We start from the raw sequence: 5,411 nt of genomic DNA, 5'->3' as shown, positions 1-5,411 counted from the left end.
GCACCAACAGTACGGCCGCCTTCACGGATTGCGAAACGCAGACCGTCGTCCATCGCGATTGGGTGGATCAGGGTAACAACCATTTTGATGTTGTCGCCCGGCATTACCATCTCTACGCCTTCTGGCAGTTCGATGGTACCAGTCACGTCAGTAGTACGGAAGTAGAACTGCGGACGGTAGCCTTTGAAGAACGGAGTATGACGGCCGCCTTCGTCTTTGGACAGAATGTACACTTCAGATTCGAACTTGGTGTGCGGCTTGATAGAGCCCGGCTTAGCCAGTACCTGACCACGTTCGATTTCTTCACGTTTGATACCACGCAGCAGAACACCAACGTTCTCACCAGCACGGCCTTCGTCCAGCAGTTTGCGGAACATTTCAACGCCAGTACAGGTAGACTTAGCAGTCTCTTTGATACCAACGATTTCAACTTCTTCACCAACTTTGATGATACCGCGCTCTACACGACCGGTAACAACGGTACCACGACCGGAGATGGAGAATACGTCTTCGATAGGCAGCAGGAACGGCTTGTCAATCGCACGCTCTGGTTCTGGGATGTAAGAATCCAGGAAGCCAGCCAGTTCGATAATTTTCGCTTCCCACTCTGCTTCGCCTTCCAGCGCTTTCAGAGCAGAACCACGAACGATCGGAGTGTCGTCGCCCGGGAAATCGTACTGAGACAGAAGTTCACGAACTTCCATTTCTACCAGTTCCAGCAGCTCTTCGTCATCAACCATGTCGCATTTGTTCAGGAACACGATGATGTACGGAACGCCTACCTGACGACCCAGCAGGATGTGCTCACGAGTCTGCGGCATCGGGCCGTCAGTCGCAGCAACAACCAGGATCGCGCCGTCCATCTGCGCAGCACCGGTGATCATGTTTTTAACATAGTCGGCGTGGCCCGGGCAGTCTACGTGTGCGTAGTGGCGAGTCGGGGTGTCATATTCAACGTGAGAAGTGTTGATGGTGATACCACGAGCTTTTTCTTCCGGCGCGTTATCGATCTGATCGAATGCGCGAGCAGCACCGCCGTAGGTTTTAGCCAGTACGGTAGTGATTGCAGCGGTCAGCGTTGTTTTACCATGGTCAACGTGGCCGATAGTACCGACGTTAACGTGCGGTTTAGTACGTTCAAATTTTTCTTTAGACATCGATTGTCCCTCTAAGACACGGATAAATCGGTGATATCACCACATCAACCAGGCAATATACCTGAGCTGTTGAATGCTTTTAAAAGTAAACAGAGAGAAACGGGAAGGAGAAGTGAAGTGGTGCTGATACCCAGAGTCGAACTGGGGACCTCACCCTTACCAAGGGTGCGCTCTACCAACTGAGCCATATCAGCACGTCTGGAGCGGGCAGCGGGAATCGAACCCGCATCATCAGCTTGGAAGGCTGAGGTAATAGCCATTATACGATGCCCGCATCCTGAAACTCGGCTACCCAGTTCTTTCTGCAACAAAAAAGAGATTTCTCTCTTTTCTGTTCGAGCTGATTAATTTTTTAATCAACTCAGGCGGCGATAACGCTGCCAGAAAGTGGTGGTGGGGGAAGGATTCGAACCTTCGAAGTCTGTGACGGCAGATTTACAGTCTGCTCCCTTTGGCCGCTCGGGAACCCCACCGGACTTGATGGTGCCGACTACCGGAATCGAACTGGTGACCTACTGATTACAAGTCAGTTGCTCTACCTACTGAGCTAAGTCGGCATCAAGTAGCGCGCATTTTATGGAGACATGCGCACTCATGCAACTAAAAAATTGCATAAAATGTTCTATCGCTCACATTTTGCACTATACGACCGATAAATAATCTATTTCCTCTTTGGATTGGACAAATTTCCAACGTCAGGTGCCTCCTCTGGGAGGAATTTTGCTCCGGCAGGTACGCTTTGATAGAGAGAAAGCACATCTTTATACATCTGGAATACCCGTCACATTGCATTTCAGAGGATGATTTTTTCTTATTATTCCCCCCCATCTGGTGTTACCCTCCTGCCCATTGTCCAAATTAACTGAAATGTGCGTGCCATTGCGTACCGGGATGATTTCGTTTTTTACCGCAGACCTGATATAGCAATGACAGCCAGACCATGCGTATGAGTATAAAAGAGCAAGCGTTAACGTCGCCTTACCTACAGTTTGATCGCAACCAGTGGGCTGCGCTTCGTGATTCCGTGCCGATGACCCTGACCGAGGAAGAGATTGCTCGTCTTAAAGGCATTAACGAAGACTTATCGCTGGAAGAAGTTGCCGAGATTTATTTGCCTCTCTCGCGTTTGCTAAACTTTTACATCAGTTCGAACCTGCGACGTCAGGCCGTGCTGGAGCAATTTTTAGGCACGAATGGCGAGCGTATTCCTTATATTATTAGCATTGCTGGCAGCGTCGCCGTCGGTAAAAGTACGACTGCGCGTGTTTTGCAGGCTTTGCTCAGTCGCTGGCCCGAGCATCGCAAGGTTGAGTTGATTACTACCGATGGCTTTCTCCACCCTAACCAGGTATTGAAAGATCGTGGACTGATGAAGAAGAAAGGCTTCCCCCAGTCCTATGATATGCATCGCTTGGTTAAATTCGTTTCCGATCTGAAATCAGGCGTACCTAACGTCACGGCGCCGGTCTATTCCCATCTCATCTATGATGTGATCCCTGATGGCGACAAAACCGTTGCCCAGCCCGACATATTAATACTCGAAGGGCTAAATGTATTACAAAGCGGGATGGACTATCCTCACGATCCGCATCATGTATTTGTTTCTGACTTTGTCGACTTTTCTATTTATGTTGATGCGCCAGAAGAATTACTCCAGACGTGGTATATCAACCGTTTCCTGAAATTCCGTGAAGGGGCATTTACCAACCCGGACTCTTATTTCCATAACTATGCAAAATTATCAGAAGATGAGGCTATCAACACCGCCACATCGTTATGGAAAGAGATTAACTGGCTGAATTTAAAACAAAATATATTACCAACTCGTGAGCGAGCAAGCTTAATCATGACGAAAAGTGCCAATCATGCCGTTGAGCAAGTCAGGTTGAGAAAATAAATAAAAAAGGGGAGCAACAGCTCCCCTTCTTATTACTCAGCGCTTCTTAGCGATATTTCTCCACCCATCCAGGGTTTGATCTCGCCATTTTGTTCAAGCAATAATGCACCTTGCGCGTCTATTCCACGAGAGATGCCAAATATTTCTTTATCGCCAATAATAAGTTTGACCGGGCGGTCGATAAAGTTATCCAGTCTCTTCCAGCGAGACAGATACGGAGCTAAACCTTCGTGCTCAAAGAGCACTAACGCAGCACGCAACTCACGTATCAGTCGGGCAGCAAGGGTATTGCGATCAATGTTAATGCCCGCTTCCTGCAAGTTAATCCAGCCTTGATTAACCACATTTTCTTCAACCCGGCGCATGGACATATTAATACCCGCACCGATAACAATCTGCGCGGCATCCCCTGTCTTACCGGTCAGTTCAACCAGGATCCCTGCCAGCTTACGGTCGAGCAAATAGAGGTCGTTGGGCCATTTTACACGTACCTTCTCTGCGCCCAGATCGCGTAAAACCTCAGCCATGACGATACCAATAACCAGACTCAGGCCAATCGCGGCAGCCGGTCCTTGTTCCAACCGCCAGAACATTGAAAGGTACAGGTTGGCACCAAACGGTGAAAACCATTTGCGACCACGGCGACCGCGCCCGGCTTGCTGATATTCAGCGACACAGGCATCCCCTGACTCCAGTTGACCTATTCGGTCCATCAGGTACTGATTGGTTGAGTCGATAACCGGCAGGACTGTGATATTTCCACCATCCAGTTGAGAATGAATAAGTGAGGCATCTAATAGTTGGATAGGCTCCGGTAAGCTGTATCCTTTACCTGGAACAGTAAAGACATCAACCCCCCAGTCGCGTAACGTCTGGACATGCTTATTGATTGCGGCACGGCTCATTCCCAACTTTTCACCGAGCTGCTCACCAGAATGAAATTCGCCATCAGCGAGTAATGAAATAAGCGTCAGAGGGACGGTATTATCCTTCATGCAATGATCTCCACAGCATTCATTTCACCCTGCGGGCCAATAAACCGAACCTCTGGTTCGAGCCAGACATTAAATTTCTCACCGACTTTTTGACGTACATGATGTGCAAGTTGCACCACATCCTGACTCGTCGCATTGTCTGCATTGATCAGCACCAGTGCCTGCTGTTGATGTACCGCTGCGCCACCAATGCGCTTGCCTTTTAGCTGACACTGGTCGATAAGCCAGCCGGCTGCCAGTTTTACAGAACCATCAGCCTGCGGGTAATGAGGTGCTGTTGGGAATTTTGCCAGGAGCTCCTGCGCAATCTCTGCGGTGACAACCGGGTTTTTAAAGAAGCTTCCTGCATTCCCGTTTACTTTCGGATCGGGCAGTTTTGTCGTGCGCATATGGCAGACAGAATCAAAAACCTGCTGAGGCGTCACCGTTGTAGGATCCAGGCGCGTCAGATCGCCATAGGTCAGTACCGGATGCCACTGTTTAGACAAGCGTAAACCAACAGCAATAATTGCGAAGCGATCCTGGTATTCATGTTTGAAGATGCTGTCACGATAACCAAAGCGACATTCTGCTGCACCAACGCGCAGATGTTTGCCAGTCGACAGCTCAACGCAGTCTACGTATTCGCAGACGCGCTGTAGCTCTACTCCATAGGCACCAATATTCTGGATTGGCGATGAACCCACGCAGCCTGGGATAAGCGCCAGATTTTCCAGCCCAGGCATGCCAAGCTGCAACGTATGCTGGACCAGATGATGCCAGTTTTCACCCGCACCTACGTGCAAATGCCACGCATCAGGTTGTTCTGTAATCTCAATACCCTTAATACGATTGACGATCACCGTACCCTGGAAGGTATCAAGAAACAGGACGTTACTCCCTTCGCCCAGGATCAGTACAGGATGATGCGATGCATTGGCTGATTGCCAAGCATTCAGTAATTGTTGTTCATTTTCGGCGCAGACAAGTTCATTCGTTTGCTGATCGATACCGAAGGTGTTCCAGGCTTTAAGGGAGTGATTCATAGACGCTTTCCTGATGCAAAATCGCGCCTAGTTTACCGCATATACCGCTGGATGGCTTGTCTTATGGAGGCTCAGGATATTGCTTTGTACCCGATGGTGCGGTGTTGTGATGTGCCTGATGCGCTGCGCTTATCAGGCCTACAAAATACATTCAGCCCGGCCTCTGTAGGCCGGATAAGGCGGCACGCCGCATCCGGCGGTTTTCATCCCGCACAGACGCAAAGAAGCCCATCCGTCTGGATGGGCTTCTTCACTTTATTTGATGCCTGGCAGTTTATGGCGGGCGTCCTGCCCGCCACCCTCCGGGCCGTTGCTGCGCAACGTTCAAATCCGCTCC

The 5,411-nt window shown here is 49.7% G+C and carries 5 protein-coding genes, 4 tRNA genes and 1 pseudogene; 3 read left to right on the top strand and 7 right to left on the bottom strand.

Annotated features, from left to right (window positions below; translation table 11 throughout):
* The 5 genes from tuf to OGY10_RS01635 form a co-directional block, all read right to left on the bottom strand.
* Positions 1–1,157: elongation factor Tu (gene tuf, locus OGY10_RS01655; protein ID WP_049283081.1), on the bottom strand; the 1,157-nt coding region annotated here is incomplete at its 3' end.
* A 118-nt stretch (positions 1,158–1,275) separates the two neighbouring features.
* Positions 1,276–1,351 (bottom strand) — tRNA-Thr (locus OGY10_RS01650).
* Positions 1,352–1,356: 5 nt separating this feature from the next.
* A tRNA-Gly gene (locus tag OGY10_RS01645) sits at positions 1,357–1,431 on the bottom strand.
* Between the two features lie 114 nt (positions 1,432–1,545).
* Positions 1,546–1,630, bottom strand: a tRNA-Tyr gene (locus tag OGY10_RS01640).
* Between the two features lie 8 nt (positions 1,631–1,638).
* A tRNA-Thr gene (locus OGY10_RS01635) sits at positions 1,639–1,714 on the bottom strand.
* Positions 1,715–1,733: 19 nt separating this feature from the next.
* Between OGY10_RS01635 and OGY10_RS01630 the strand changes: the two are divergent.
* Positions 1,734–1,814, top strand: a pseudogene (locus OGY10_RS01630) (hypothetical protein); the annotation flags it as partial.
* Positions 1,815–2,103: 289 nt separating this feature from the next.
* A complete protein-coding gene (gene coaA / locus OGY10_RS01625) occupies positions 2,104–3,054 on the top strand; it encodes a type I pantothenate kinase (RefSeq protein WP_003031107.1) in 951 nt (316 codons plus the stop codon).
* Positions 3,055–3,086: 32 nt separating this feature from the next.
* Here coaA and birA read toward each other — a convergent pair whose 3' ends face one another.
* Both birA and murB read right to left on the bottom strand, forming a co-directional pair.
* Positions 3,087–4,049, bottom strand: coding sequence for a bifunctional biotin--[acetyl-CoA-carboxylase] ligase/biotin operon repressor BirA (gene birA, locus OGY10_RS01620; protein WP_003826969.1), 963 nt, complete (start codon positions 4,047–4,049; stop codon positions 3,087–3,089).
* A complete protein-coding gene (gene murB / locus OGY10_RS01615; protein ID WP_079935447.1) occupies positions 4,046–5,074 on the bottom strand; it encodes a UDP-N-acetylmuramate dehydrogenase in 1,029 nt (342 codons plus the stop codon). The genes birA and murB overlap by 4 nt, the downstream gene beginning before the upstream one ends.
* 63 nt (positions 5,075–5,137) lie before the next feature.
* Between murB and OGY10_RS01610 the strand changes: the two genes are divergently transcribed.
* The coding region (locus tag OGY10_RS01610; protein ID WP_286576083.1) for a hypothetical protein at positions 5,138–5,411 on the top strand (274 nt) is incomplete at its 3' end.

Source organism: Citrobacter sp. Cpo148 (genome assembly GCF_030332375.1).
GTDB classification, from domain to species: domain Bacteria; phylum Pseudomonadota; class Gammaproteobacteria; order Enterobacterales; family Enterobacteriaceae; genus Citrobacter; species Citrobacter portucalensis.
Note: the sequence above shows the minus strand (reverse complement) of the source record. Positions and strands in the feature narration are given on the sequence as shown.

Excerpts from the sequence above, each read along its gene's own strand:
- coaA (WP_003031107.1), top strand. The coding sequence starts at position 2,104 with ATGAGTATAAAAGAGCAAGCGTTAACGTCGCCTTACCTACAGTTTGAT.
- birA (WP_003826969.1), bottom strand. The coding sequence starts at position 4,049 with ATGAAGGATAATACCGTCCCTCTGACGCTTATTTCATTACTCGCTGAT.
- murB (WP_079935447.1), bottom strand. The coding sequence starts at position 5,074 with ATGAATCACTCCCTTAAAGCCTGGAACACCTTCGGTATCGATCAGCAA.